Here is a 20,752-nt window from a genome sequence, read left to right on the forward strand (position 1 = left end):
CGAAGTTTCGGAGTAATAGGAAATGTTGCAACCAAAGCGCACGAAGTTCCGGAAGGCGTTCAAGGGACGCATTCACGGGAACTCCAAGGGCGGCTCGTTGCTCAGCTTCGGGACCTTCGGCCTGAAGGCACTCGAGCCAGAGCGTGTTACGGCCCGCCAGATCGAAGCGGCTCGCCGCGCGATCACCCGTCAGATGAAGCGCCAGGGCCGCGTCTGGATCCGGATCTTCCCGGACCTGCCGGTCACCGCCAAGCCGACGGAAGTCCGCATGGGTAAGGGCAAGGGTGCGATCGAGTACTGGGCGGCGCGCGTCGCCCCCGGCCGCATCATGTTCGAGATCGACGGCGTGGCGGAAGACGTCGCTCGCGAGGCCCTGCGCCTCGGCGCGGCCAAGCTTCCGATCCGCACGCGGTTCATCCAGCGCATCGCCGAGTAAGGAGAAGTTCGATGAAAGCCTCCGATCTCACCACCAAGACGCAGGACGAGCTGACCACCGAGCTCGGCAAGCTCAAGAAGGAGCAGTTCAACCTGCGCTTCCAGCGTGCCACCGGCCAGCTCGAGAACACGTCTCGAGTCAAGGAAGTCCGTCGCGACATCGCCCGGATCAAGACCATTGCCCGCCAGAAGGCCGGCACGGCCAAGGCCTGAAGGTAGTCAACTATGCCGAAACGCGTTTTGCAGGGGACCGTGGTCTCCGATAAGAATGACAAGACGGTCGTCGTGCTCGTGGAGCGTCGCTTCACGCATCCGCTCTTCAAGAAGACCGTTCGCCGGTCGAAGAAGTATAAGGCGCACGACGAGTCCAACCAGCACAAGGTCGGCGATATCGTCTCCATCGAGGAGACCAAGCCGATCTCGAAGGACAAGACTTGGATCGTCGTTGCCTCCCAGGCTTCGGCTCAGTGAATATAGGCTCGGGTGCAGCGCATGATCCTGCGCTCCCCGGCTGCTCGTGATTTGAAGGCGGCCTGACATGATTCAGATGCAAACAAACCTCGATGTGGCGGACAACTCCGGCGCCCGTCGTGTCATGTGCATCAAGGTGCTGGGCGGCTCGAAGCGGAAGTATGCCTCGGTCGGCGACATTATCGTCGTTTCGATCAAGGAGGCCATTCCGCGCGGCCGCGTGAAGAAGGGTGACGTGATGAAGGCGGTCGTGGTTCGCACGGCCAAGGACATCCGCCGCCCGGACGGTTCCGTGATCCGCTTCGACCGCAATGCGGCGGTGCTGATCGACAACAAGAAGGAGCCGGTTGGAACTCGTATCTTCGGACCCGTGCCCCGCGAGCTGCGCGGCCGGAACCACATGAAGATCATTTCCCTGGCCCCGGAAGTGCTGTAAGGAGCCGGACCGATGCAGAAGATCAAAAAGGGCGACAACGTCGTCGTGCTGGCCGGCAAGGACAAGGGCCGCTCGGGCAAGGTGCTCCAGGTCATGCCGAAGGAGGACCGTGCGGTCGTCTCCGGCGTGAACATGGTGAAGCGCCACCAGAAGCAGACCGCGAGCCAGGAAGCCGGGATCGTCTCCAAGGAGGCTCCCATCCACCTCTCGAACCTCTCGGTCGCCGACCCGAAGGATGGCAAGCCGACCCGCGTCGGTTTCAAGGTTGTCGGCGAAGGCGAGAACGCGAAGAAGGTGCGCGTCGCCAAGCGTTCGGGAGAACAGATCGATGGCTGAGACCAGCTACACGCCTCGGCTCAAGGCCGTATACCGCGACGAGATCCGCAAGCAGCTTCTCGAGGAGTTCAAGTACTCCAACGAGATGCAGGTGCCGCGGCTCGACAAGGTGGTGATCAACATGGGCGTCGGTGAGGCCACCGGCGATTCCAAGAAGCCTTCCATCGCGGCCGAGGACCTGGCGAAGATCGCCGGTCAGAAGCCCGTCATCACGCGCGCCCGCAACTCGATCGCCGGGTTCAAGGTGCGCGAGAACATGCCGATCGGCGCGAAGGTCACCCTTCGCAAGGAGCGCATGTACGAGTTCGTGGATCGCCTGGTGCAGATCGCTCTGCCCCGCGTGCGCGACTTCCGCGGCCTCAACCCCAAGAGCTTCGACGGCCGTGGCAACTTCGCCATGGGTCTGAAGGAGCACATCGTGTTCCCCGAGATCAACTACGACAAGGTTGATCAGATGTGGGGCATGGACATCATCGTGTGTACGACGGCGAAGACCGACGAGGAAGCCCGCGCCCTTCTGAAGGCGCTGAACTTCCCGTTCCGCCAGTAACGGCAGGCGAAAGGAAAAGCTTATGGCCAAGAAGAGCGCCATCGAGAAGAACAAGCGCCGGCAGAAGCTGGTCGCGAAGTATGCGGCCAAGCGCGAGGCGCTGAAGGCTGTGACCACGAACCAGGAGGCCTCAATGGAGGAGCGTTTCCGCGCTCAGCTCCAGCTGGCCGAGTTGCCGCGCAACTCCTCCAAGGTTCGCGTTCGCAACCGCTGCGAGGTGACGGGTCGTCCGCGCGCCTACTACCGCAAGCTCAAGATGAGCCGTATCGCCCTGCGCGATCTCGGCAACACGGGGCAGATCCCCGGCGTCGTCAAGTCGAGCTGGTAAGGAGGCACTGCAATGGCACTTTCCGATCCTCTCGGCGATATGCTCACCCGCATCCGCAACGCCACGATGCGGAACAAGTCGTCCGTCGCCACGCCGGCGTCCAAGCTCCGCGCGCGCGTCCTCGACGTGCTCAAGGACGAGGGCTACATCCGCGGTTACTCCGAGACGAAGTTCGAGAACGGCACGGCCGAGTTCAACATCGAACTCAAGTATTACGAGGGCGCTCCCGTCATCAAGGAGATCGCCCGCGTGTCGAAGCCGGGCCGCCGCGTCTACGTTTCGGCGAAGACCATCCCGCACGTCGCCAACGGCCTGGGCATCTCGGTGCTCTCGACCCCGAAGGGCGTCATGGCGGACCACGCCGCTCGCGAACAGAACGTCGGTGGCGAGATCCTCTGCCGCGTCTTCTGACGCGGCATCGAGGTCTCCCAAGCGATCAACGGACAGGTTCTCAGATGTCTCGTATTGGCAAGAAGCCGGTTGCCGTCCCGGGCGGTGTCACCGCCTCGGTCGACGGCCAGACCGTCCGGGCCAAAGGCCCGAAGGGCGAGCTTTCCTTCGTCGTCAACGACGAAGTACTCGTGAAGATGGAAGACGGGTCGATCAAGGTCGATCCGCGTGACGACTCGAAGGATGCTCGGTCGAAGTGGGGCATGTCCCGCACGATGATCGTCAACATCCTCTCGGGCGTGAAGGACGGTTTCGAGAAGCGTCTCGAGATCTCCGGCGTCGGCTACCGTGCCTCGATGCAGGGCAAGAACCTGCAGCTCGCGCTCGGCTTCAGCCACGACGTTCTCTACCCGGTTCCGGAAGGCATCCAGATCGCCGTTCCGAAGCCGACGGAGATCGTCATCACCGGCATCGACAAGCAGCAGGTCGGTCAGGTGGCGGCGGAGATCCGCGAGTATCGCGGCCCCGAGCCCTACAAGGGCAAGGGCGTGAAGTACGCTGACGAGAAGATCGTCCGCAAGGAAGGCAAGAAGAAGTAAGGCTCGGGACATGGCAACGCAGAAGGAACTCCTCCGGCGCCGCGCATCCCGCGTCCGCCGTTCTCTCAAGGCGGTGGCGAACGGGCGTCCGCGCCTTTCGGTCCATCGTTCGTCCAAGAACATCTACGCCCAGATCATCGACGACGCCGCCGGCCGTACGCTGGCCGCGGCCTCGACGCTGGACGTCGGCCTTCGCGGCGAGCTCAAGACGGGCGCCGACGTGGCGGCCGCCGCTGCGGTGGGCAAGCTTGTCGCGGAGCGCGCTAAGGAAGCCGGGGTGACCGACGTCGTGTTCGATCGCGGCGCGTTCATCTATCACGGCCGCATCAAGGCGCTGGCCGAGTCCGCTCGTGAGGGCGGCCTGAATTTCTGATCGCTGGCCTTCGGGCCACCGATCTTCGGCATGAACGCGGTCCGGTGGGTTTACCCGCCGGCCGTGTCGTGCTTTACGGGCCGCGACGACCCCGAGGGGCAACGTCGCTGCCTTTTGCCAGGTGCCGCATGGCCGGCACCTTCCCTAGGACGCCTCCGGAAAAAAACAAGGACAGGATATGGCGCCTCGCAATGAACGTAACGACCGCGAAGAGCGGGATGACGGCTTCGTCGACAAGCTCGTCCACATCAACCGCGTCGCCAAGGTGGTGAAGGGCGGCCGTCGCTTCGGCTTCGCCGCGCTCGTCGTCGTTGGCGACCTGAAGGGCCGCGTCGGCTTCGGCCACGGCAAGGCACGCGAAGTTCCCGAGGCCATCCGCAAGGCCACGGAAGCCGCCAAGCGCGACCTGATCTTCGTGCCGCTGCGCGACGGGCGCACGCTCCACCACGACGTGGCGGGCCGCCACGGCGCCGGCAAGGTGCTCCTGCGCACCGCCGAGGCCGGTACCGGCATCATCGCCGGTGGTCCGATGCGCGCCGTGTTCGAGGCCGTCGGCATGCACGATGTCGTCGCCAAGTCGCTCGGCTCGTCGAACCCCTACAACATGGTTCGCGCCACGTTCGACGCCCTGAAGGGTCAGATGCATCCGAAGGATGTCGCTGCCCGTCGCGGCATCAAGTATTCCACGCTCCAGGCGCGTCGCCGCGACCTGGTCGGCGCTGAGGACTGATGGTCGAGCGCGAGCGCAAGGATTTGCGCTCCGCCCCCGTCGTCCCCACTCAAGGAGCCGAATGATGTCCAAGACTGAAGTCCAGGGCTCGACGATCACCGTCGAACAGATCGGAAGCCCGATCCGCCGTCCGAGCGACCAGCGTGCCACGCTGATCGGCCTCGGGCTGAACAAGATGCACCGCGTTCGGACGCTGGAGGATACGCCTTCGGTCCGTGGCATGATCGCCAAGGTCAGCCACCTCGTCCGCGTCGTCGACGGCAAGTAAGCCGGGAGTGAACGAGATGAAGCTCAACGAGATCGCCGACAAGGACGGCGCCACCCATTCGCGCAAGCGTCTGGGCCGCGGCATCGGCTCCGGCTCCGGCAAGACCGGTGGTCGCGGCGTGAAGGGTCAGAAGGCCCGTTCCGGCGTCGCCATCAACGGCTTCGAGGGCGGCCAGATGCCGCTCTACCGTCGCCTGCCGAAGCGCGGCTTCGTGAACATCTTCGCGAAGGACTTCAACGTCGTCTCGCTCGACAAGATCGCCAAGGCGATCGAGGCCGGCAAGCTCGACGCGAAGTCCACGATCGACCTGGCCGCCCTTCAGGCCGCCGGCGTCGTTCGCCGCGGCCGCGATGGCGTGCGGATCCTGGGCGACGGCGAAGTAACGGCCAAGCTGACCATCGTAGCCGACGGCGCCTCGCGCTCCGCGGTCGAAAAGGTTCAGAAGGCCGGTGGCACGCTCACCGTTCCCGAGAAGCCTGCGGCGGAAGCCTGATAACCGCCACCCGCGGTTGAAGAACGAAAGCCGCCCCTCCGATGAGAGGGCGGCTTTTTTCGTGCGGGACGTTTCTGTGACCGAATTTGTCTTGTAATTCGCGTCGGCAGGCCGTTCTACATACCGTCACGAACGTGTCGGAATCGTCCGCGCGGCCCGAAGATTTCGGGCTGCCCGTGTCGGACCATCCGGAGAGAGCGCAGACATGGCATCGGCCGCGGAACAACTCGCCGCAAACCTGAACTTCTCAGCCTTTTCGAAGGCGGAAGACTTGAAGAAGCGCATCTGGTTCACCCTCGGCGCTCTCCTGGTCTATCGTCTGGGCACCTACATCCCGATGCCCGGCATCGATCCGGATGCGCTGGCGCAGGCGTTCCATCAGCAGTCGACCGGCATTCTCGGCCTTTTCAACATGTTCGCCGGCGGAGCCGTCGGCCGCATGGCGATCTTCGCGCTCGGCATCATGCCGTACATTTCCGCGTCGATCATCATCCAGCTGATGACGTCGGTGATCCCGTCGCTCGAAGCCCTCAAGAAGGAGGGCGAGTCCGGGCGCAAGGTCATCAACCAGTACACGCGCTACGGCACAGTGCTGCTCGCCACGGTGCAGGCCTACGGCATCGCTGCCGGCCTCCAGTCCACAAGCAGCATCGTCACCAATCCGGGTGCCTTCTTCCTCCTGTCCAGCGTCATCACGCTGGTCGGCGGCACGATGTTCCTGATGTGGATCGGCGAGCAGATCACCGCGCGCGGCATCGGTAACGGCATCTCGCTGATCATCTTCGCGGGCATTGCGGCCAACCTGCCGTCGGCTCTGGCGAACCTCCTCGAGCTTGGCCGCACCGGCGCGCTTTCGACGGCCATCATCCTGATCGTCGTGGTCGTGGTCGTGGTCTGCGTCGCTGGCGTCGTGTTCTTCGAGCGTGCGCAGCGGCGGCTTCTGATCCAGTATCCGAAGCGCCAGGTCGGGAACCGCATGTTCCAGGGCGACACGTCGCACCTGCCGCTGAAGCTCAACACCGCCGGCGTCATCCCGCCGATCTTCGCATCCTCGCTGCTGCTCCTGCCGGTGACGATCGCGAACTTCTCGGACACCTCGACGCTGCCAGGCTGGGCGACGGCGATCATCGCCTCGCTCGGCCACGGCCAGCCGCTCTACATGCTGCTTTATGCCGGCATGATCGCCTTCTTCGCCTTCTTCTACACGGCCATCGTCTTCAATCCGAAGGACACGGCCGACAACCTGAAGAAGCATGGCGGCTTCATTCCCGGCATCCGTCCGGGCGAGCGCACGGCGGACTACATCGATTACGTGCTCACCCGCATCACGGTGGTCGGCGCGATCTACCTCGTGGTGATCTGCCTTCTGCCGGAAATTCTGATCTCGGCGGCCGGCATTCCGTTCTATCTCGGCGGCACGTCGCTCTTGATCGTCGTTTCGGTGACGATGGACACGGTGGCCCAGGTGCAGGGACACCTGCTGGCCCATCAATACGAAGGCCTCGTCAAGAAGGCGAAGCTGCGTGGAGGAAGGCGAGGAACTCGATGAGGGTCATACTGCTGGGCCCCCCTGGAGCGGGGAAGGGGACTCAGGCGCAACGTCTTGTCGAGCGGCATGGGACTCCCCAGCTTTCGACCGGCGACATGCTTCGGGAGGCTGTCGCCAAGGGAACCGAGATCGGACGTCGTGCGCAGGCCGTGATGGACGCCGGGCAACTGGTGTCGGACGAGATCGTGATCGGCATCGTCGCCGACCGGATCGACCAGGACGACGCGCGCAAGGGGTTCATCCTCGACGGATTCCCGCGCACCGTCGCGCAGGCCGAGGCGCTCGACCGGATGCTCGACGATCGCAAGCTCGCGATCGACGCGGTGCTCGAGTTCAAGGTCGATGAGCAGAAGCTCGTCGAACGGATCGAGAAGCGTGCACGCGAGACGGCCGAGGCCGGGCTTCCAGTGCGGAAGGACGATACGCCGGAGGTGTTCCACCGTCGGCTGAAGGAGTTCCGGCAGGCGACAGCGGCCGTTTCTCCCTATTATCGCGAGCGCGGCCTGCTTCGGCAGATCGACGGCATGGCGCCGGTGGACAGCGTCACGGCGGAGATCGAGCGCGTTCTCGAAGCGAAGGTCACGGCCTGATCGGCCGTGCATGGTTGACGAACGGGCCGGGAATCTTATAAGGACCCGTCCAATTCGCGCATCATCAGGCGATCGGCGCATACGCAGAAGCGTTTGCGGTCGGTCGTTTGGCGTTTAGAGCGGCTCGCGAGGGCCGTGAATTCAGTGTCGTGGCGGATCCGCGACCAAAGGAGGCTCATCTTGGCCCGTATTGCAGGCGTCAACATTCCGACCAACAAGCGCGTCGTCATCGCGCTTCAGTACATCCACGGCATCGGCCCGCGCTTCGCGCAGGAGATCATGGACAAGGCGAATCTCGCGGCCGAGCGCCGCGTGAACGAGCTGTCCGACGCCGAGGTTCTCCAGATCCGCGAGCTCATCGACCGCGACTACCGCGTCGAGGGCGACCTGCGTCGCGAGACCTCGATGAACATCAAGCGTCTGATGGATCTCGGCTGCTACCGCGGCCTGCGTCATCGTCGCGGCCTGCCGGTTCGCGGCCAGCGCACGCACACGAACGCGCGCACCCGCAAGGGTCCGGCCAAGGCGATCGCCGGCAAGAAGAAGTAAAGGGCCGCGCCCGGCGCTTCCTGCCGGGCGGGTCGTGTGTTTGATGGCCGGGGGGCGTTCCGCTTTCCGGCCGGTGGAGCCGCCGGCATTACGGCGGTGTCGAGATCCAAGGATAAGAAAATGGCCAAGGAAGCGCAGCGCGTCCGTCGTCGCGAGCGGAAGAACATCACCTCGGGCGTCGCCCACGTGAACTCGTCCTTCAACAACACCCTGATCACCATCACGGATGCGCAGGGCAACACCATCGCCTGGTCTTCGGCCGGCGCGCAGGGTTTCAAGGGCTCGCGCAAGTCGACGCCCTTCGCCGCGCAGATCGCCGCCGAAGACGCCGCCAAGAAGGCGCAGGAGCACGGCATGCGGACCCTCGAGGTCGAAGTGTCCGGCCCGGGCTCCGGTCGCGAGTCGGCCCTTCGCGCGCTCCAGGCCGCGGGTTTCACGATAACGTCGATCCGCGACGTGACGCCGATCCCGCACAACGGCGTTCGCCCGCGCAAGAAGCGCCGCGTCTAAGCGCCGACGCATTCGAGAAGACGCCGCGTAGCCCAGGTGGGCTGCGCGGCTTTCGCCGTATTCGGGAAGCCGATCCTTCCCACAAGAGACCTATCGCCACGATTGGATGGTGGCGAGGTAGCTGAAAGGCAAGCGACATGATCGCCAGCAACTGGCAGAACCTCACGAAGCCGAACCAGGTCGTCTTCAAGAGCGGCGGGAGCCGCACGAAGGCCTCGCTGGTGGCCGAACCCCTGGAGCGCGGCTTCGGTCTGACGCTCGGCAACGCGCTGCGCCGCGTTCTTCTCTCGTCGCTGCAGGGCGCGGCGGTGACCGCCATCCAGATCGATGGCGTGCTGCATGAATTCTCCTCCATCGCCGGCGTGCGCGAGGACGTGACGGACATCGTCCTGAACGTGAAGGAAGTCGCCATCGGCATGCAGGGCGACGGCCCGAAGCGCATGGTGCTCCGCAAATCCGGCCCGGGTGTCGTGACGGCCGGCGACATCCAGACCGTCGGCGACATCGAGATCCTGAACCCCGAGCACGAGATCTGCACCCTCGACGAGGGCGCCGAAATCCGCATGGAGTTCACGGTCAACACCGGCAAGGGCTATGTCCCGGCGGACCAGAACCGCGCCGAGGATGCGCCGATCGGCCTCATCCCAGTCGACGCCCTGTTCTCGCCGGTGAAGAAGGTGTCCTACAAGGTCGAGAACACCCGTGAGGGTCAGGACCTGAACAAGGACAAGCTGACCATGGAGATCGTCACCGACGGCTCCATCAGCGGCGAGGACGCCGTGGCCTATGCCGCGCGCATCCTGCAGGACCAGCTCTCGGTCTTCGTCAACTTCGAGGAGCCGCAGCGCGAGGTGCGCGGCGCCGAGGAGCAGATCGCCGAGCTCGCCTTCAACCCGGCGCTGCTCAAGAAGGTGGACGAGCTGGAGCTTTCCGTCCGTTCGGCCAACTGCCTGAAGAACGACAACATCGTCTATATCGGCGACCTGATCCAGAAGACCGAGGCGGAGATGCTCCGCACTCCGAACTTCGGCCGCAAGTCGCTGAACGAGATCAAGGAAGTGCTGGCCTCAATGGGTCTGCACCTCGGCATGGAAGTCAGCGCCTGGCCGCCGGAGAACATCGACGACCTGGCCAAGCGCTACGAGGATCAGTACTGATCCGACACGACAACGGCGCTCGCCGCGCAAGCGGCGGGCGCTTTGCACACCCTAAAGATTCAAAGGCACATGCACCGGCGCCGAGCCGGGTTGCGAGGATGCCGTCCCCGGCGCCAAGCCGGACCTGACCTGAGGAGATACCCATGCGCCACGGTAATGCCGGCCGCAAGCTCAACCGCACCCACGAGCACCGCAAGGCGATGTTCGCCAACATGGCGGCCTCGCTCATCACGCACGAGCAGATCGTGACGACCCTGCCGAAGGCCAAGGACCTTCGTCCGATCGTCGAGAAGCTCATCACCCTCGGCAAGCGCGGCGACCTCCATGCTCGCCGTCAGGCGATCAGCCAGATCCGCGACGAGGCGGCCGTGCGCAAGCTGTTCGACACGCTGGCTTCGCGCTATGCGGGCCGCAACGGCGGCTACTGCCGCGTTCTGAAGGCCGGCTTCCGTCGCGGCGACAACGCCCCGCTGGCGGTGATCGAGTTCGTCGAGCGCGACGTCAACGCCCGCGGCGCCGCCGACCGCGCCCGTCTCGAAGCCGAGGCAGAAACCGAAGCGGCTTGATCACAGACGCTTTGACGACGTTGAAAAGGGGCCGCAGGGCCCCTTTTTTATTGCGGTGACAGAGGGGATAGCCGGATGGCGCGTGACAGGGTTCTGGTGACGGGCGCCTCGGGCTTCATTGCCAAGCATATCGTGATCGCCCTGCTGCGCGACGGCTTCGATGTCCGCGGCACGGTTCGGGGCGCGGCGCGTGCCGACGAGGTGAGGCGGGTCGTTCGCGAGGCCGGCGAGGACGCAAATCGCTGCGAATTCGCGAAGGCCGACCTCCGATCCTCGGACGGCTGGCTCGCTGCCGCCACCGGCTGCCGCTACGTGCTGCATACGGCCTCGCCCTTTCCGCTAGCGGGCCAGCGCGGCCCAGTGCTGATCGAGACGGCGCGGGGCGGGACGGACTTCGCCTTGCGCGCGGCTGCGCAGGCCGGCGCCGAACGCGCAATCGTTACGGCCTCGGTCGCGTCCGTCGCCTATGGGCACGACGGCTCCCGCACGAGCCCGTTCGGCGAGGACGACTTCACCAATCTCGAAAGCCGCGACGTTTCCGCCTACGCGCGATCCAAGACGGTCGCGGAGCTGCTGGCCTGGGACGTCTCCAGAGAGACAGGCCTCGCTCTTTCGACGATCCATCCCGGTCTTGTCTTCGGACCGGTCCTTGACCCGCGCATGGGCAGTTCGGTGAAGATCGTGGCCATGATGCTCGGCGGCCGGGTGCCGCTTCTGCCCGACATCACCATCCCCGCGGTGGACGTGCGCGACGTGGCGCTGGCGCATGTGCGGGCGATGACGGCACCGGACGCGGGCCGACGGTTCATGGTCGTGGCGCCGGACACCCCGAGCTTGCCTCAGATCGCGGCGATCCTCGCGGACGCCTTTCCCGAACGGCGGTCGAAGATTCCGCTTCGCCGCCTGCCGTCCTGGGTCCTGCGACTGGTCGCGAAGGTCTCGTCCGGCGCAGCGATGCTGACGGCCGATTCGGGCAAGGCCCGGACCTTCGACACGAGGCCGGCGCACGAGACCCTCGGCCTCTCGTTCATCCCGGCGCGCGAAGCGGCGGTGGCCACCGCCGAGAGTCTGTTGCGCCACGGTTGCGTCTGACGACACGAGCCGGAAACGAGGCTCCTCTACAACACAGTGCATATCCCATGGGTGTTGCCCGGCCGCGATAGCGGCTCCCGCCGCGCCCATGCGATAGGAGGCTCCAAGGCAGCCCCGCACAAGTTTCGAGAATGACCCGCAACCTTTGAGTGTTTGCGGCGTTTTCCAGGCGAATGGGGCAATCGCCGGACGGGCGCTGCGGCGAATTTATACGGATTAAACGAATCTCATGGAAAATCGAACCGCTTCCACACCCACGAGCGAGTTCTCGATGCGTCGTACTATGCTGACCCTTCTGGGCGCCGTATTTGCTTTCGGTATCCTCACCGCAAGCTATGCGACCGCGGAGCTGCCGGCATCCGCGTCCGTCGATGTCCGCCAGGACGTCATGGCGCGCTGAGCCGTATCGAAGAGAATGAAGGAAAAAGGGCCGCGAGGCCCTTTTTTCGTTGGATGGCGGCGCGATACCACTGGTCCGATTCGATCTTCGAGGCGAACGAGAATGCAGTACGGCAGGTTGATTCTGGGCTCGGGCGTCGCCGCGCTGGCCCTTTCGGCGACCCTTTCGCTCTCCGGCGCGCAGCCGGCGGGGACACCCGCGCCCATCGCGCCCGCGACGTCCGGCGAGCGGGTGCCGGCTTCCGAAGCCGAGGTGAAGCTCAGTTTCGCGCCGCTGGTGAAGAAGAGCGCGCCGGCCGTGGTCAACGTCTACGCCGCGCGGAACGTGCCGGTGCGCACGCCCTTCGCGGGCGACCCGTTCTTCGAGCAGTTCTTCGGGCGGGGCGAGGGGCGCACGCGCCGCGAATCGTCCCTGGGCTCGGGCGTGATCGTCGATCCCGCCGGGCTGGTGGTGACCAACCACCATGTGATCGCCGATGCGGAGGAGGTTCGCGTCGCGCTGGCCGATGGGCGCGAGTTCGATGCCCGCGTGCTCCTAAAGGACCAGCAGGCCGATCTCGCAGTTCTCAAGATCGAGGACGACGAACCCTTCCCGAGCATCGCGATCGCCGATTCGGACACGACTGAGATCGGGGACCTCGTGCTCGCCATCGGCAACCCGTTCGGCATCGGCCAGACCGTGACCAACGGCATCGTCTCGGCCCTGGCGCGCACGCATGTCGGCGTCAACGACGTCGGCTACTTCATCCAGACCGATGCGGCCATCAATCCCGGCAATTCGGGCGGTGCGCTGATCGACATGCGCGGCGAGCTCGTCGGGGTGAACACGGCGATCTTTTCGCGCTCGGGCGGCTCCAACGGTATCGGCTTCGCCATCCCCTCCAACATGGTCCGCGCCTTTACAGATGCCGCGCGCGAGGGGCGGCCGTTCGAGCGGCCCTATGTGGGCGCCGGCTTCGTGCCCGTGACGGCCGACATGGCGGAGGCGCTGGGGCTCGATCGCCCGACCGGCGCGCTGATCCAGACCGTCCGGCGCGGCACGCCGGCGGAGGAGGCGGGTCTGCGCGAGGGCGACGTGGTGCTTTCGATGAACGGTTTCCCCGTCGATAATCCCGATACGCTGGGATACCGGCTGGCGACGGCCGGGCTCGGCGGCCAGGCGACGATGGTGGTCATGTCCAGCGACGGCAAGCGCGAGACCGTGCGCCTCGCGCTGGAGCCCGCGCCGGAGAACCCGCCGCGCGACACGCGCACGCTGGACGGGCGCACTCCTTTTGCCGGGGCCACGGTCGCCAACCTCTCGCCGCGCCTCGCGGGCGAATTGGACATGCCGCAGACGGACATGGGCGTCGTCGTGACGGAGGTGGAGCGCAATTCGCCGGCCGCCCGCTTCGGTCTCCGCCCGAAGGACATCATCTACAGCCTCAACGGCCGCGAGGTGGAATCCACGCGCGAACTGGAGGAGGACGCCTCGAACGGGCGCGGCGGATGGCGCATCGAGGTAGACCGGAACGGGCAGCGCCTCGTCCAGACGGTTCGCTGAGGATCCCGGTGGCCGATCTCTTCGCAAGCGCCGAGCCGCCGCCGCGCCGGGAGCGCCCGGCCGACGAGTCCGCAGCCGCCGGTCCGCTGGCCGAGCGGCTGCGGCCGCGCCGGCTGTCCGACGTGGTCGGCCAGGAGCACCTGACCGGGCCGGAAGGCGCGCTGACGCGCATGCTGGAGAGCGGCTCGCTCGGCTCGGTGATCCTCTGGGGCCCGCCGGGCTCGGGCAAGACGACCGTGGCGCGGCTCCTTGCACGCGAGGTGGACTACGCGTTCGAGCAGGTCTCGGCGATCTTTACCGGCGTCGCCGACCTGAAGAAGGTGTTCGAAGCCGCGCGGCTGCGGCGCACGAGCGGCCGGCAGACGCTTCTCTTCGTGGACGAGATCCACCGCTTCAACCGGGCGCAGCAGGACTCCTTTCTGCCCGTGATGGAGGACGGCACGATCGTCCTGATCGGCGCGACCACGGAGAACCCGTCCTTCGAGCTGAACGCGGCGCTCCTTTCCCGCGCCCGCGTCCTGACCTTCCGCGCGCACGACGCCCAGAGCCTCGGCCAGCTCCTCGCCCGCGCCGAGGAGGCGATGAAGCGGCCGCTGCCGCTGGACGAGGCGGCGCGCGAGATGTTGATCCGCATGGCCGACGGAGATGGGCGGGCGGTGTTGACGCTGGCGGAGGAGGTCTGGCGGGCAGCGCGGGCGGGCGAGGTGCTGGACGGCGAGAGCTTCCGCGCTGTCGTGCAGCGGCGCGCGCCGATCTACGACAAGGGGCAGGACGGGCATTACAACCTGATTTCGGCGTTGCACAAGTCGGTGCGCGGCTCGGACCCGGACGCCGCGCTCTACTATCTCTGCCGCATGCTCGATGCGGGCGAAGACCCGCTCTATCTCGGCCGGCGCATCGTGCGCATGGCTTCGGAGGATATCGGCCTCGCAGACCCGCGCGCGCTCCTCGTCGCCAATGCGGCCAAGGACGCCTACGACTATCTCGGCTCGCCCGAGGGCGAACTGGCGCTGGCTCAGGCGGTCGTCTATCTCGCCTCGGCGCCGAAATCGAACGCCGTCTACGTCGCCTACAAGGCGGCCATGCGGGCGGCCAAGGAGCACGGCTCGCTGCTGCCGCCGCGCCACATCCTGAACGCGCCGACCAAGCTGATGAAGGAGGAGGGCTACGGCGCGGGCTATGCCTACGACCACAACGCGCCCAACGCCTTTTCCGGCCAGGACTACTTTCCGGAAGCGATGGGCCGCATGAGCTTCTACCAGCCGACCGGGCGCGGCGAGGAAGCGCGCATCGCCGAGCGGATGGAGCGCTGGGCGCGTCTGCGCCGCGAGCGAGGGGAATGAGCCCGTGCTGAACGTCGCGCTGGTGGCCCTCGGCGGCGCGCTCGGCAGCATGGCGCGCTATGGCGTGGCCGTGGCGGCCGCACGCTGGCTCGGGCTCGGCTTTCCCTACGGCACGCTGTTCGTCAACGTGACGGGCTCGTTCGCGATGGGCGTCCTGGTCGAAGTGCTCACCCGGCATCTCGCCGCGACGCCGGAGCTGCGCGTGTTCCTCGCCGTCGGGGTGCTCGGCGGCTACACGACCTTTTCCTCCTTCAGCCTCGATGCGATCGCCCTGTGGGAGGGTGGGAACCAGGGGGTCGCCGTCCTGTATGTCGGGCTGTCGCTCGTCGTCGGCCTTCTGGCCTTGGCCGCCGGCATGGCCCTCGTTCGGCACCTCGGCTGAACAATCGCCGCCCGGTGTTCCGGCGGAAGCCCGAATGCTGTATCGCCGGGGCAGGAACGATAGGAAGAGACGATGTCGGCAGTCGAGCAGATCAGGGTCGAACCGGACGAGACGGGGCTGCGCCTCGATCGCTGGTTCAAGATCCATTACCCCGGGCTCGGCTTCGGCCACCTGCAGAAGCTCCTGCGCTCGGGCCAGGTACGGATCGACGGCGGGCGGGCCAAGACCGACACGCGTCTCGAAGCCGGCCAGATGATCCGCGTGCCGCCGATGGGCGTCGACGCCGGCCGGCCGCGCACGGCGGTGCTCACCGCCAACACGATGCGCGACAAGCACGACGGCGACGTGCTCGGCCAGATGCTGATCTACGAGGACGAGAAGGTCTTCGTCTTCAACAAGCCGGCGGGCCTGGCCGTGCAGGGCGGCTCGGGCGTCAACCGGCATGTCGACGGCATGCTGGAGGCCTGGCGCAACAAGAAGGGCGAGAAGCCGCGCCTCGTCCACCGCATCGACCGCGACACGTCGGGCATCCTCGTCGTCGCCCGCACGCGCGGGGCGGCGGTGTCGCTCACCAAGGCCTTCCGCGAACGCGACACCAAGAAGCTGTATTGGGCGCTGGTGAAGGGCGTTCCGGCGCCGCACGAGGGCCGAATCTCCACTTATCTGGTCAAGGAGCAGACGAGCGACGGCGACCGGATGCGCATCGCCAAGCATGGCGAGGAGGGCGCCGACCACGCGCTCTCGCACTACCGCGTGGTGGATCAGGTCGCGCAGGCCTTCGCCTGGATCGAGATGGAGCCCTATACCGGCCGCACGCATCAGCTTCGCGTTCACGCCGCCCATATCGGGCATCCGATCCTCGGCGACCCGAAGTATTTCGAGCACGACACCAACTGGGAGTTTCCCGGCGGCGTGCAGCAGCGCCTTCACCTCCATGCGCGCCGCATCATCATCCCGCATCCCGACGGCGGGCGCCGCATCGACCAGATCGCGCCGCTGCCGCCGCACATGGTCCAGACCTGGAACCTCTTCGGCTTCGACGAGGCGGCCGAAAACGACTGATGAAGGCGATACTCTTCGACTGCGACGGCACGCTGGCCGACAGCTTCGGCCTGATCTGCGGCACCATGCGGCGCTGTTTCGCGATCGCCGGCCTGCCGGAGCCCGACGACGCGGCGACGAGCGGCGTGATCGGCCTGTCGCTCGATCTCGCGATCCATCGCCTCGCGCCGACCGTGCCGGCCGAACAGCTCCCGGCGTTGGTCGAGACCTACCGGCAGGCGTTCCATCAGATCCGCGCCGAGGGCACCTATCCCGAACGGTTGTTCCCCGGCGTCGAGGCGATGCTGCGGCGCCTGGCGGCGCGCGACGACGTGCTGCTCGGGATGGTGACCGGCAAGTCGCGCCGGGGCGTTCGCCATGTGGTGGAAGCGCATGGGCTGGAGGGCGTCTTTCCCGCCGTGCGGACGGCCGACGACTGCCCTTCCAAGCCGCATCCGGCCATGGTCCTGGAATGCTGCGATGTGCTCGGCGTGCGGCCTGCCGACGCCCTTGTGGTGGGCGACGCGATCTACGACATGCAGATGGCTGTCACGGCCGGGGCCACGGGATGGGGTGTCGCCTGGGGAGCGCAGCCCGCGGAAGCGCTGATCCTGGCGGGCGCCAGCGGTGTCGCGACCACCGTCGCCGAGCTGGACGCGTCGCTGGACCTCTGGCTCGCCGGCGAGAGAGAGATGATTCTGCCGGCATGAGAGACGAACTGCAACGAGGCTTCGAGGCCATGTCCAACCCGATTCAAAAGCCCGAGCTGCCGAAGCGGTTCTACACGGATGTGACGGTCGAAGAGACGGCGGAGGGTTTCGAGATCCGCCTGGACGGGCGCCCCGTCCGTACGCCCGCGCGCACGCTCCTAGCGCTGCCGGCTCGCGCACCCGCGGAGGCCGTCGCGGCCGAATGGGCCGGGCAGGGCACACATATCGACCCGGCGACCATGCCCGTCACGCGGCTCGTCAACACGGTGCTGGACGGCGTCGCCAACGATCCGAACGCGACGCGCGCCGATCTCGCCCGCTACGCCGAGACCGATCTCATCGCCTATCGCGCCGACGAGCCCGAGCGGTTAGCGAAGCGGCAGGCCGAGGCCTGGGACCCGTTGGCTGCGTGGCTCGAGGAACGCTTCGGCGTGCGCATCGCGACGGCGGCGGGGGTCATGCACGTCGCCCAGCCGCCGGAGACGCTGGAGGCCTTGCGGGCGCGCCTCGGCGAAGAGAGCGATCCCTTCCGGCTCGCCGCCATCCACCAGATGACGACGCTCACCGGCTCGCTGATCCTGGCGCTGGCGGTGGCCGCGGATCGACTCGACGCCGCCGAGGCGTGGCGCCTCGCGCATGTGGACGAAGACTGGAACATCTCGCTCTGGGGCGAGGACGAGGAGGCGAAGGCTCGGCGCGAGGCGCGCTTTGCCGACATGCGGGCGGCCGATCTTCTTCTTCGCGGCTGATCAGATTCCGGCGAACCACTCGTAGCCGCGGTCTTCCCAGAATCCGCCCTTGCCTTCGCCATAGGCGACCAGCGAATCCGTGACCACGATGGCGCGGATGTATTTCGCCATCTTGTAGCCGAGCTGCCGCTCGACGCGCACGCGCAGCGGCGCGCCGTTCGAGACCGGCAGCGCGGCGCCGTTCATGCCGTAGGCGAGGATCGTCTGCGGATGGCGCGCGTCGAGAAGGTCGATCGATTCGTAGTAGCGGATCGGGCCGTTGAAGCCGTTCGCGAGCGAATCGAAGCACAGGAACACGACATAGCGGGCCGAGGGCAGGACGCCGGCCTGATCGAGCACGAGGCCGAGGGGTGCGCCGATCCATTCGGCGATGCAGCTCCAGCCTTCCACGCAGTCGTGCCGGGTGATCTGCGTGCGCGCCGGCATGGCCTGAAGGTCGGCGAGCGACAGGGAGAGGGAGCGCTGGATCATGCCCGTGACGGGCAGGCGCCAGGTCGAGAAGCTCTGCCGCGCGAGCGCGAGATAGGGCTCGTCCTGCGGATTGGTGGAACCGTTGGGTCGCATGGGCTGACGGATGTCGGCGCGGGTGAACTCGCGCGCGAGATGGTCCGAGCCGAGCAGGAGACGCTGCGCCCGATAGGTCAGCGGATTCGCGCTCTCAAGCACCTCGCGCACGCCCGAGCCGCTCTGAACCAGCGGATCGAAGCACCCCGACAGCGGCAGGGCGGAGGCGGCGGCGAGCCCGCCGAGAAAACGGCGCCGATCGAGAAACCGCGTCATCGCTCGTCCTCCTTGCCATCGACGCGCATCCAGCCGGTGATCATGGAGCGCATCTCGTTGAACGGGCCGGCCAGAAGCACCATGCCCAAGTGCACCACCACGAAGGCGACGAGGACCAGCATCAGCACGAAATGAAGGGTGCGCGCCGTCTGGCGTCCGCCGAAGAGGTCGAGCATCCACGGCGCGTAGGCGTTGATGCCGGGCGACATGGTGAGCCCCGTCGCGACCATCAGAGGCAGGACCAGGATCAGCACAGCGAAGTAGGATAGCTTCTGAAGCGGCCCGTAGCGGCGCTTGTGATGGAGGTGCAGCCTCGCGTGGTCGGCGATGTCGCGCGGCAGCGCGGCGAGATCGCGCCCGCGCGGCAGGATGTCGCGGGTGAGATGCCGGTTCACGAGGCTTGCGAGCAGCCAGACCGCCAGCGTCCCCACCAGCGCCCAGGCGAAGAAGAAGTGCACGACGCGCCCCGTCGCGAGGTCGCGATAGGAGGGAATCGTCATCCAGCCGGGAAAGGTTTGCGGGCGGAAGTCGCCGTTTTCGTCGGCGACGACCCCGAGCGCGCCGGTCGTTTCGAAGCTGCGGCCGAAGACGGTCGTCACGCCCTGAAGCTCGCCCTGGTCGAAGGCCGCCCCAATGCTGAACACCGTGTTGTCGAAGGCGAAGCCCGACTGCTGGCCGATATAGAGGTCCGGCCGCGCCATGAAGATCTGGAGGCCCGACAGGAGTAGGAAGAACAGGCAGACGACCCAGACCCAATGGGTCAGGCGCGTGGAGAAGGCCTGCCGGAACACCAGCGGTCCGTTGCGGTCGGCGAAAAGCTTCATGTCCCGTCCATCCGAGAGCGTCGGGTGAAGATACGGCCGAAGGCGCCGTCCGGACGCATCACGAGGCGATGATGGCGCGGCGGAGGATCCGGTCCAGTTCCGCCCGGAAGCGGGACCGGTCGGCCGGCGCGAAGGGCTTGTTGTAGGTGTTGGTCGTGCCGCTTTCGCGCAGGTGCTGGTTGAAGGAGCGGAAGGACAAGGCGGCACCGATGTTCTCGAGCGTGAACGGGCGCCCGTCCGGCCCGAGCACCGCGGCGCCCTTTTCCAGCGCGCGGGAGGCGAGCGGGATATCGGCTGTTATCACCACGTCGGCCGGCGTCGCCTCCTCCGCGATCCAGTCGTCCGCGGCGTCGAACCCGTCGGACACGCTGACGATCCGCGCGCCGGGATAGCGCGAAGGGCGCATGCCCCCGTTGGAGACGAGGACGACGCCCGCGCCGCGGCGTCCCGCGACCTCCAGCACCTCGTCCTTCACCGGACAGGCGTCGGCATCCACGATGACCCGCACGCCGCTCATGCCGCCTTCCCGGCGGCCGGCGACACGGCGGTCGGGCCGAACACCGTCTCGAACTCCCGGCGCATCACGCCGTCGACCTCCGGCATCGACACGACGATCCCGAGATCGAGAAGACTCGTCACGCCATAGCCGCGTATGCCGCAGGGCACGATGCCGTCGAAATGGGTGAGATCGGGATCGACGTTGAGGCTGATGCCGTGGAACGTCACCCATTTGCGCAGGCGGATGCCGATCGCCGCGATCTTGTCCTCGGCCGTGGCGCCGCCGGGCAGGGACGGTCGCTCCGGCCGCCGCACCCAGACCCCGACACGATCCTCGCGCCGCTCGCCGCGAATCTGGAACTCCGCCAGCGTCGCGATGACCCAGGCTTCCAGCGCCGCCACGAAGGCGCGCACGTCCTGCCGCCGTCGTTTGAGGTCGAGAACGACATAGGCCACGCGCTGGCCCGGTCCGTGATAGGTGTATTCGCCGCCGCGCCCTGTCCGAAACACCGGAAACCGCCCGGCGTCGAGGAGATCGCCAGCCTCGGCGCTGGTGCCGGCGGTGTAGAGCGGCGGGTGTTCGAGCAGAAAGACGGCCTCGGGCGCCATGCCCTCCGACACGGCCGCGACGCGCTCCTCCATCAGGACGACGGCGTCGGCATATTCGACCGTTCCGTCGATGACGATCCACTCGACGGGCGGGCTGCCCGCTTGAGGAAAGAAGCGGCCGGTGTCGAGCGCGTCGCGGGGCGTCGGAGTATCCATGAGGCCTGAGATAGCGTTGCGGACATGCGCGCGCAAAGGTCTTTGCCACGTCCCGAACCCGTCACGAAAAAAGAATATGCGGCGACGAGCGAAAAGGCTTGTGCGCCTCCGGGGCGTTTGTTACATCGCCGCCACCGGTCGAGACAGACCGGCCGGTCCTCGGATCGGAACACGGCGTGCGGTCGTGGCGGAATTGGTAGACGCGCAGCGTTGAGGTCGCTGTGGGGCAACCCGTGGAAGTTCGAGTCTTCTCGACCGCACCAGCCTTCTCCTGAGAACCCTGATTAATCGGTTCC

General features: G+C 66.6%; 30 protein-coding genes and 1 tRNA gene. 27 read left to right on the forward strand and 4 right to left on the reverse strand.

Annotated elements, in window-relative coordinates:
• Window positions 1–22: 22 nt before the first annotated feature.
• The 26 genes from rplP (at window position 23) to O5O54_RS02045 (ending at window position 17,589) form a co-directional block, all read left to right on the forward strand.
• Window positions 23–436 carry a 50S ribosomal protein L16 gene (rplP, locus tag O5O54_RS01920; RefSeq protein WP_055885507.1) on the forward strand — a complete coding sequence of 138 codons (414 nt, stop codon included), beginning with the start codon at window positions 23–25 and terminating at the stop codon, window positions 434–436.
• An 11-nt stretch (window positions 437–447) separates the two neighbouring features.
• Window positions 448–648: a 50S ribosomal protein L29 gene (rpmC, locus tag O5O54_RS01925; protein WP_279478464.1), complete on the forward strand. Its 201-nt coding sequence runs from the start codon at window positions 448–450 to the stop codon at window positions 646–648.
• Between the two features lie 12 nt (window positions 649–660).
• A complete protein-coding gene (gene rpsQ / locus O5O54_RS01930) occupies window positions 661–906 on the forward strand; it encodes a 30S ribosomal protein S17 (RefSeq protein WP_279478465.1) in 246 nt (81 codons plus the stop codon).
• 67 nt (window positions 907–973) lie between these two features.
• Entirely contained in the window at window positions 974–1,342 is a 369-nt protein-coding gene (gene rplN, locus O5O54_RS01935) for a 50S ribosomal protein L14 (RefSeq protein ID WP_055885514.1), read from the forward strand.
• 12 nt (window positions 1,343–1,354) lie between these two features.
• A complete protein-coding gene (gene rplX / locus O5O54_RS01940) occupies window positions 1,355–1,678 on the forward strand; it encodes a 50S ribosomal protein L24 (RefSeq protein ID WP_119539729.1) in 324 nt (107 codons plus the stop codon).
• Complete coding sequence (gene rplE, locus O5O54_RS01945) at window positions 1,671–2,228, forward strand: 50S ribosomal protein L5 (RefSeq protein ID WP_279478467.1); 558 nt, start codon at window positions 1,671–1,673, stop codon at window positions 2,226–2,228. Before rplX ends, rplE begins: the two co-directional genes overlap by 8 nt.
• Window positions 2,229–2,250: 22 nt before the next feature.
• Window positions 2,251–2,556: a 30S ribosomal protein S14 gene (rpsN, locus tag O5O54_RS01950; protein ID WP_279478469.1), complete on the forward strand. Its 306-nt coding sequence runs from the start codon at window positions 2,251–2,253 to the stop codon at window positions 2,554–2,556.
• A gap of 12 nt (window positions 2,557–2,568) precedes the next feature.
• Window positions 2,569–2,967, forward strand: coding sequence for a 30S ribosomal protein S8 (rpsH, locus tag O5O54_RS01955; RefSeq protein ID WP_279478471.1), 399 nt, complete (start codon window positions 2,569–2,571; stop codon window positions 2,965–2,967).
• Between the two features lie 44 nt (window positions 2,968–3,011).
• The gene (gene rplF, locus O5O54_RS01960; protein ID WP_279478473.1) at window positions 3,012–3,545 is read left to right on the forward strand and encodes a 50S ribosomal protein L6; all 534 of its coding nucleotides are present in this window, start codon (window positions 3,012–3,014) and stop codon (window positions 3,543–3,545) included.
• A 10-nt stretch (window positions 3,546–3,555) separates the two neighbouring features.
• Window positions 3,556–3,918 carry a 50S ribosomal protein L18 gene (gene rplR, locus O5O54_RS01965; RefSeq protein WP_279478475.1) on the forward strand — a complete coding sequence of 121 codons (363 nt, stop codon included), beginning with the start codon at window positions 3,556–3,558 and terminating at the stop codon, window positions 3,916–3,918.
• Between the two features lie 178 nt (window positions 3,919–4,096).
• On the forward strand, window positions 4,097–4,648 hold the full coding sequence (gene rpsE / locus O5O54_RS01970) for a 30S ribosomal protein S5 (protein WP_055885533.1): 552 nt from the start codon (window positions 4,097–4,099) through the stop codon (window positions 4,646–4,648).
• 64 nt (window positions 4,649–4,712) lie between these two features.
• Window positions 4,713–4,916, forward strand: coding sequence for a 50S ribosomal protein L30 (rpmD, locus tag O5O54_RS01975; protein WP_407061639.1), 204 nt, complete (start codon window positions 4,713–4,715; stop codon window positions 4,914–4,916).
• A gap of 16 nt (window positions 4,917–4,932) precedes the next feature.
• Window positions 4,933–5,409, forward strand: a complete 477-nt coding sequence (gene rplO / locus O5O54_RS01980; protein ID WP_279478479.1) for a 50S ribosomal protein L15 — start codon at window positions 4,933–4,935, stop codon at window positions 5,407–5,409.
• A 205-nt stretch (window positions 5,410–5,614) separates the two neighbouring features.
• Window positions 5,615–6,958, forward strand: coding sequence for a preprotein translocase subunit SecY (gene secY / locus O5O54_RS01985; RefSeq protein WP_279478480.1), 1,344 nt, complete (start codon window positions 5,615–5,617; stop codon window positions 6,956–6,958).
• Entirely contained in the window at window positions 6,955–7,548 is a 594-nt protein-coding gene (locus O5O54_RS01990) for an adenylate kinase (protein WP_279478482.1), read from the forward strand. Before secY ends, O5O54_RS01990 begins: the two co-directional genes overlap by 4 nt.
• A gap of 180 nt (window positions 7,549–7,728) precedes the next feature.
• A complete protein-coding gene (gene rpsM / locus O5O54_RS01995; RefSeq protein ID WP_279478484.1) occupies window positions 7,729–8,097 on the forward strand; it encodes a 30S ribosomal protein S13 in 369 nt (122 codons plus the stop codon).
• A gap of 120 nt (window positions 8,098–8,217) precedes the next feature.
• Window positions 8,218–8,607, forward strand: coding sequence for a 30S ribosomal protein S11 (rpsK, locus tag O5O54_RS02000; RefSeq protein ID WP_039192607.1), 390 nt, complete (start codon window positions 8,218–8,220; stop codon window positions 8,605–8,607).
• Between the two features lie 137 nt (window positions 8,608–8,744).
• Window positions 8,745–9,764, forward strand: coding sequence for a DNA-directed RNA polymerase subunit alpha (locus O5O54_RS02005; protein WP_061936335.1), 1,020 nt, complete (start codon window positions 8,745–8,747; stop codon window positions 9,762–9,764).
• 143 nt (window positions 9,765–9,907) lie between these two features.
• The gene (rplQ, locus tag O5O54_RS02010) at window positions 9,908–10,330 is read left to right on the forward strand and encodes a 50S ribosomal protein L17 (protein WP_279478494.1); all 423 of its coding nucleotides are present in this window, start codon (window positions 9,908–9,910) and stop codon (window positions 10,328–10,330) included.
• A gap of 75 nt (window positions 10,331–10,405) precedes the next feature.
• Window positions 10,406–11,422, forward strand: a complete 1,017-nt coding sequence (locus O5O54_RS02015) for an NAD-dependent epimerase/dehydratase family protein (protein WP_279478495.1) — start codon at window positions 10,406–10,408, stop codon at window positions 11,420–11,422.
• 517 nt (window positions 11,423–11,939) lie between these two features.
• Window positions 11,940–13,364 carry a DegQ family serine endoprotease gene (locus O5O54_RS02020; RefSeq protein WP_407061650.1) on the forward strand — a complete coding sequence of 475 codons (1,425 nt, stop codon included), beginning with the start codon at window positions 11,940–11,942 and terminating at the stop codon, window positions 13,362–13,364.
• 8 nt (window positions 13,365–13,372) lie between these two features.
• The gene (locus O5O54_RS02025) at window positions 13,373–14,707 is read left to right on the forward strand and encodes a replication-associated recombination protein A (protein WP_407061640.1); all 1,335 of its coding nucleotides are present in this window, start codon (window positions 13,373–13,375) and stop codon (window positions 14,705–14,707) included.
• Between the two features lie 4 nt (window positions 14,708–14,711).
• Window positions 14,712–15,089: a fluoride efflux transporter CrcB gene (gene crcB / locus O5O54_RS02030; RefSeq protein WP_279478498.1), complete on the forward strand. Its 378-nt coding sequence runs from the start codon at window positions 14,712–14,714 to the stop codon at window positions 15,087–15,089.
• Window positions 15,090–15,161: 72 nt separating this feature from the next.
• The gene (locus tag O5O54_RS02035) at window positions 15,162–16,151 is read left to right on the forward strand and encodes an RluA family pseudouridine synthase (RefSeq protein WP_279478500.1); all 990 of its coding nucleotides are present in this window, start codon (window positions 15,162–15,164) and stop codon (window positions 16,149–16,151) included.
• On the forward strand, window positions 16,151–16,840 hold the full coding sequence (locus tag O5O54_RS02040; RefSeq protein WP_279478501.1) for an HAD-IA family hydrolase: 690 nt from the start codon (window positions 16,151–16,153) through the stop codon (window positions 16,838–16,840). Before O5O54_RS02035 ends, O5O54_RS02040 begins: the two co-directional genes overlap by 1 nt.
• Window positions 16,837–17,589, forward strand: a complete 753-nt coding sequence (locus tag O5O54_RS02045; RefSeq protein ID WP_279478502.1) for an ATP12 family chaperone protein — start codon at window positions 16,837–16,839, stop codon at window positions 17,587–17,589. The genes O5O54_RS02040 and O5O54_RS02045 overlap by 4 nt, the downstream gene beginning before the upstream one ends.
• On the opposite strand, the gene O5O54_RS02050 is transcribed toward O5O54_RS02045, so the two are convergent.
• From O5O54_RS02050 to lipB, 4 genes are read right to left on the reverse strand one after another with little or no spacing between them, the layout of a single operon-like run.
• Entirely contained in the window at window positions 17,590–18,369 is a 780-nt protein-coding gene (locus O5O54_RS02050; RefSeq protein WP_279478504.1) for a molybdopterin-dependent oxidoreductase, read from the reverse strand.
• The gene (locus tag O5O54_RS02055; protein WP_279478505.1) at window positions 18,366–19,193 is read right to left on the reverse strand and encodes a cytochrome b/b6 domain-containing protein; all 828 of its coding nucleotides are present in this window, start codon (window positions 19,191–19,193) and stop codon (window positions 18,366–18,368) included. The genes O5O54_RS02050 and O5O54_RS02055 overlap by 4 nt, the downstream gene beginning before the upstream one ends.
• A 58-nt stretch (window positions 19,194–19,251) precedes the next feature.
• Window positions 19,252–19,710: a YaiI/YqxD family protein gene (locus O5O54_RS02060; RefSeq protein WP_279478507.1), complete on the reverse strand. Its 459-nt coding sequence runs from the start codon at window positions 19,708–19,710 to the stop codon at window positions 19,252–19,254.
• Window positions 19,707–20,456: a lipoyl(octanoyl) transferase LipB gene (gene lipB / locus O5O54_RS02065; protein WP_279478509.1), complete on the reverse strand. Its 750-nt coding sequence runs from the start codon at window positions 20,454–20,456 to the stop codon at window positions 19,707–19,709. Before lipB ends, O5O54_RS02060 begins: the two co-directional genes overlap by 4 nt.
• Before the next feature lie 178 nt (window positions 20,457–20,634).
• Here lipB and O5O54_RS02070 point away from each other — a divergent pair.
• Window positions 20,635–20,719: transfer RNA gene (locus tag O5O54_RS02070), tRNA-Leu, on the forward strand.
• Window positions 20,720–20,752 lie beyond the last annotated feature (33 nt).

Origin of the sequence: Aureimonas sp. SK2 (assembly GCF_029813115.1) — a bacterium.
GTDB lineage: Bacteria > Pseudomonadota > Alphaproteobacteria > Rhizobiales > Rhizobiaceae > Aureimonas.

Excerpts from the sequence above, each read along its gene's own strand:
- O5O54_RS02060 (WP_279478507.1), bottom strand. The coding sequence starts at position 19,710 with ATGAGCGGCGTGCGGGTCATCGTGGATGCCGACGCCTGTCCGGTGAAG.
- rpsH (WP_279478471.1), top strand. The coding sequence starts at position 2,569 with ATGGCACTTTCCGATCCTCTCGGCGATATGCTCACCCGCATCCGCAAC.
- rplN (WP_055885514.1), top strand. The coding sequence starts at position 974 with ATGATTCAGATGCAAACAAACCTCGATGTGGCGGACAACTCCGGCGCC.
- O5O54_RS02040 (WP_279478501.1), top strand. The coding sequence starts at position 16,151 with ATGAAGGCGATACTCTTCGACTGCGACGGCACGCTGGCCGACAGCTTC.
- rpsQ (WP_279478465.1), top strand. The coding sequence starts at position 661 with ATGCCGAAACGCGTTTTGCAGGGGACCGTGGTCTCCGATAAGAATGAC.
- O5O54_RS02035 (WP_279478500.1), top strand. The coding sequence starts at position 15,162 with ATGTCGGCAGTCGAGCAGATCAGGGTCGAACCGGACGAGACGGGGCTG.
- O5O54_RS01990 (WP_279478482.1), top strand. The coding sequence starts at position 6,955 with ATGAGGGTCATACTGCTGGGCCCCCCTGGAGCGGGGAAGGGGACTCAG.
- rpmC (WP_279478464.1), top strand. The coding sequence starts at position 448 with ATGAAAGCCTCCGATCTCACCACCAAGACGCAGGACGAGCTGACCACC.
- rpsK (WP_039192607.1), top strand. The coding sequence starts at position 8,218 with ATGGCCAAGGAAGCGCAGCGCGTCCGTCGTCGCGAGCGGAAGAACATC.
- rplX (WP_119539729.1), top strand. The coding sequence starts at position 1,355 with ATGCAGAAGATCAAAAAGGGCGACAACGTCGTCGTGCTGGCCGGCAAG.
- rplQ (WP_279478494.1), top strand. The coding sequence starts at position 9,908 with ATGCGCCACGGTAATGCCGGCCGCAAGCTCAACCGCACCCACGAGCAC.
- O5O54_RS02015 (WP_279478495.1), top strand. The coding sequence starts at position 10,406 with ATGGCGCGTGACAGGGTTCTGGTGACGGGCGCCTCGGGCTTCATTGCC.
- secY (WP_279478480.1), top strand. The coding sequence starts at position 5,615 with ATGGCATCGGCCGCGGAACAACTCGCCGCAAACCTGAACTTCTCAGCC.
- rpmD (WP_407061639.1), top strand. The coding sequence starts at position 4,713 with ATGTCCAAGACTGAAGTCCAGGGCTCGACGATCACCGTCGAACAGATC.
- O5O54_RS02005 (WP_061936335.1), top strand. The coding sequence starts at position 8,745 with ATGATCGCCAGCAACTGGCAGAACCTCACGAAGCCGAACCAGGTCGTC.
- rplP (WP_055885507.1), top strand. The coding sequence starts at position 23 with ATGTTGCAACCAAAGCGCACGAAGTTCCGGAAGGCGTTCAAGGGACGC.
- rplO (WP_279478479.1), top strand. The coding sequence starts at position 4,933 with ATGAAGCTCAACGAGATCGCCGACAAGGACGGCGCCACCCATTCGCGC.
- rpsE (WP_055885533.1), top strand. The coding sequence starts at position 4,097 with ATGGCGCCTCGCAATGAACGTAACGACCGCGAAGAGCGGGATGACGGC.
- O5O54_RS02050 (WP_279478504.1), bottom strand. The coding sequence starts at position 18,369 with ATGACGCGGTTTCTCGATCGGCGCCGTTTTCTCGGCGGGCTCGCCGCC.
- rplF (WP_279478473.1), top strand. The coding sequence starts at position 3,012 with ATGTCTCGTATTGGCAAGAAGCCGGTTGCCGTCCCGGGCGGTGTCACC.
- rplE (WP_279478467.1), top strand. The coding sequence starts at position 1,671 with ATGGCTGAGACCAGCTACACGCCTCGGCTCAAGGCCGTATACCGCGAC.
- O5O54_RS02045 (WP_279478502.1), top strand. The coding sequence starts at position 16,837 with ATGAGAGACGAACTGCAACGAGGCTTCGAGGCCATGTCCAACCCGATT.
- lipB (WP_279478509.1), bottom strand. The coding sequence starts at position 20,456 with ATGGATACTCCGACGCCCCGCGACGCGCTCGACACCGGCCGCTTCTTT.
- rplR (WP_279478475.1), top strand. The coding sequence starts at position 3,556 with ATGGCAACGCAGAAGGAACTCCTCCGGCGCCGCGCATCCCGCGTCCGC.
- rpsN (WP_279478469.1), top strand. The coding sequence starts at position 2,251 with ATGGCCAAGAAGAGCGCCATCGAGAAGAACAAGCGCCGGCAGAAGCTG.
- O5O54_RS02055 (WP_279478505.1), bottom strand. The coding sequence starts at position 19,193 with ATGAAGCTTTTCGCCGACCGCAACGGACCGCTGGTGTTCCGGCAGGCC.